Origin of the sequence: Candidatus Frankia nodulisporulans (assembly GCF_902806475.1) — a bacterium.
Classification (GTDB): Bacteria; Actinomycetota; Actinomycetes; order Frankiales; family Frankiaceae; genus Frankia; species Frankia umida.
Window position 1 is genome coordinate 1 of sequence record NZ_CADCWS010000342.1, and the last position, 3643, is coordinate 3643.

Below are 3643 nucleotides of genomic sequence, written 5' to 3' on the forward strand. Positions count from 1 at the left end.
CTCGGGTGTCAGCGCTGCCGGGCGGGCTGCGGGGCCCGCGGGGCGCCGGTCGAGGGAGCGCCGGTCGGTGGAGCGCTGGTTGGTGGTGCCGTGCCGGGCGTGCCGGCCGGCCGAATGGCTACCCACGGGGGCCTCCGGACGGAACACGAGGTCGCGCCGCCATCAGGACGGGCGCATGGACAGGACCCATCGGCGAACGCGGACCGGCCGCGGGTCGTGGGCTGAGGGCTCGATGACCCCGCACTATGCCTCCGGCTGCACTGGTGTGGTGAGCCCCCCCGGGTCGCACGGCACCCCCACGCGCACTGTCACAGTACCCGACCAACGCAGAGTGGCAAATATCAGACGGAGGGCGCGTAACGGCGCTGTGGCCGCGTGATGTCCGTCGGCCTGGCCCCTCTGGGCGTCCGGACGAAGCCGCCGGAAGTACGGGAAACGACGACAACGACGACGAGGCCGGGACCCGCACGTCGTGTGCGCGTCCCGGCCTCGTCCACTACCGGTCTGACCTGCCCCGTGGGGACTGGGATCAGTCGATGGTCCAGGTCTCCCCACCGGAGATCATCGCCATCAGATCACCGTCGCCCTGCTTCGCCTTCGCGTCGGCGACCTGCTTGTTGAGCGCCTCGTCGTAGGTGGGGACATCGACGTTACGGAAGATGCCGATGGGGGTGACTCCGTGGGTGTCCCCGGTGAGCCGGGACAGCGCGAACGCCTGGCTGGGCTCGGCGGACGAGGCGTTGTGCACCAGGACCCCGGGGGCGTCGGCGGAGATGACCTCCAGGCCGCCGTCGTCGGCGCGCCGGATGGCCTTGTCGCCCTCGGCGCCGAAGACCAGCGGCTCGCCGTGCACGAGGCGCAGTGTCACGTCGTCGCGGGTCGAGCGGTCCTTGAGGGTGTCGAAGGCGCCGTCGTTGAAGATGTTGCAGTTCTGGAAGATCTCGACGAACGCCGTGCCGGGGTGCTCGGCGGCGGCGCGCAGCACCGAGGTCAGGTGCGCACGGTCGGAGTCGACCGAGCGGGCGACGAACGTCGCCTCGGCGCCCAGGGCCAGCGAGACCGGGTTGTACGGACGGTCCAGCGAGCCGTACGGCGTCGACTTCGTGATCTTGCCGATCTCGGACGTCGGCGAGTACTGGCCCTTGGTCAGCCCGTAGATCTGGTTGTTGAACATCAGGATCTTGACGTTGACGTTGCGGCGCAGCGCGTGCAGCAGGTGGTTGCCGCCGATGGACAGCGCGTCGCCGTCCCCGGTGACGACCCAGACCGACAGGTCCGGCCGCGAGGTGGCGAGGCCGGTGGCGATCGCCGGCGCCCGACCGTGGATGGAGTGCATCCCGTAGGTCTGCAGGTAGTACGGGAAGCGCGAGGAACAGCCGATCCCGGAGATGAACACGACGTTCTCGCGCGCGATGCCGAGCTCGGGCAGGAAGCCCTGCACCGTGGCGAGGATGGCGTAGTCACCGCACCCGGGGCACCAGCGCACCTCCTGGTCGGAGGTGAAGTCCTTGCGGCTCTGCGGATCTGGTGCCGCGGGCACCAGATCGAGCAGACGGTTACTGATCCCGGAACGGTTCGTCGTGACGGTCACTGGTTGATCACGTCCTCCAAGACGCCGGCCAGCTCAGCTGCCTTGAAGGGCAACCCGCGGACCTGGTTGTAACCGATCGCGTCGACGAGGTACTCGGCCCGGATGAGCATCCGCAGCTGGCCGAGGTTCATCTCGGGGATGATCACCTTGTCGTACGACCGCAGGATCTCCCCGGTGTTGGCCGGGAAGGGGTTGAGATGACGCAGGTGCGCCTGCGCGACCCGCAGTCCCTTGGCCCGTACCCGCCGGCAGCCGGCGGCGATCGGGCCGAAGGTGGAGCCCCAGCCGAGCACGAGGACCCGGGCGGAGCCGGAGGGGTCCTCCACCTCCAGCGGGGGAACGTCGTTCGCGATGCCGGCGACCTTGGCGGCCCGCAGCCGGACCATCCGGTCGTGGTTGGCCGGGTCGTAGGAGATGTTCCCCGGCCCGTCCGACTTCTCGATGCCGCCGATGCGGTGCTCGAGGCCGGGTGTGCCCGGGACGGCCCACGGTCGGGCGAGCGTCTCGGGGTCACGCAGGTACGGCCAGAACTCCGGACCCTTGTCGCCGGTGTGGTTCGGCTCGGTGGTGAAGGTGACGCTCAGATCCGGAAGCTCCTCGCGGGTCGGCATCAGCCACGGCTCGGAGCCGTTGGCCAGGTACCCGTCGGAGAGCAGGAACACCGGGGTGCGGTACTTCGTCGCGATCCGGGCGGCCTCGATGGCCGCGTCGAAGCAGTCACCGGGGGAGCGGGGCGCCACGATCGGCACCGGGGCCTCACCGTTGCGGCCGAACATGGCCTGCAGCAGGTCGGCCTGCTCGGTCTTGGTCGGCAGGCCGGTGGACGGGCCACCGCGCTGGATGTCGACGATCACCAGGGGCAGTTCGAGGCTGACCGCGAGGCCGATCGTCTCGCTCTTGAGCGCGACACCCGGGCCGGACGTCGTGGTGATCCCGAGCGAGCCACCGAAGGACGCGCCGAGCGCCGAGCCGATGCCGGCGATCTCGTCCTCGGCCTGGAAGGTCCGCACGCCGAACCGCTTGTGCTTACTCAGCTCGTGCAGGATGTCCGAGGCCGGCGTGATCGGGTAGGTGCCGAGGAAGATCGGCAGCCCGGTCAGCTCACCCGCGGCGACCAGCCCGTAGGACAGGGCCAGGTTGCCGCTGATCCGCCGGTAGGTGCCGGGCTTCATCCGGGCCGGCGCCACCTCGTAGGTGACGGTGAACGACTCGGTCGTCTCGCCGTAGTTGAAGCCGGCGCGGAACGCCGCGATGTTCGCCGCGGCGATCTCCGGCCGCTTGGCGAACTTCTTCGTCAGGAATGCCTCGGTGCCGCCGGTCGGCCGGTGGTACAGCCAGCTCATGAGGCCGAGGGCGAACATGTTCTTCGCCCGCTCGGCTTCCTTCTTGTTGACCGACCCGCCGCCACCGCCACTGTCGGCGGCGGCGTGCACCGCGTTGATGGTCATCGAGGTCAGCGGCACCCGGTGGACGACGTAGGGGTCGAGCGTCCCGTCCGTCAGCGGATCCGTCGCATAACCGGCCTTCTTCAGGTTTCCACCTGTGAAGGAATCGGTGTTGACGATGAGGTTCGCGCCGGGCGGCAGATCCTTCAGATTCGCCTTCAGAGCGGCGGGATTCATCGCGACCAGGACGTCCGGGGCGTCGCCCGGCGTAAGAATGTCGTGGTCGGAGAAATGCAGCTGGAATCCGGAGACTCCGGCCGGTGTGCCGGCTGGCGCGCGAATCTCCGCGGGGAAGTCCGGGAGCGTCGACAGGTCGTTGCCGAACGTGGCGGTCTCGCTGGTGAACTGTTCTCCGGTGAGTTGCATGCCGTCGCCGGAGTCGCCCGCAAAACGCACGACGACCCGGTCGAGTCGGCGGGTCTCCCGCTCCCTGACCTGTTCAGACACTTTCAGTAACCTCCTCGGGTACCACACCAGCGTAGCGGCTGCCGCATTGAGGTGCGTGCGGCGAGCCGGGCCGGGCCAGGTGCCCGGACGCGGCCGACCGATCGAACCCGAATCCGATGATCTACGGTTCTCCGCCCTGGGGGCAATGGCCATAGGTTAA

Annotated in this window: 2 protein-coding genes; both read right to left on the reverse strand. The window is 69.2% G+C overall.

Going from position 1 to position 3643, the window contains the following annotated elements; all coding sequences use genetic code 11:
* Window positions 1-529: 529 nt before the first annotated feature.
* Window positions 530-1591: a 2-oxoacid:ferredoxin oxidoreductase subunit beta gene (locus G6R24_RS19335; protein WP_163550596.1), complete on the reverse strand. Its 1062-nt coding sequence runs from the start codon at window positions 1589-1591 to the stop codon at window positions 530-532.
* The gene (locus tag G6R24_RS19340) at window positions 1588-3483 is read right to left on the reverse strand and encodes a 2-oxoacid:acceptor oxidoreductase subunit alpha (protein WP_163550597.1); all 1896 of its coding nucleotides are present in this window, start codon (window positions 3481-3483) and stop codon (window positions 1588-1590) included. Before G6R24_RS19340 ends, G6R24_RS19335 begins: the two co-directional genes overlap by 4 nt.
* Window positions 3484-3643 lie beyond the last annotated feature (160 nt).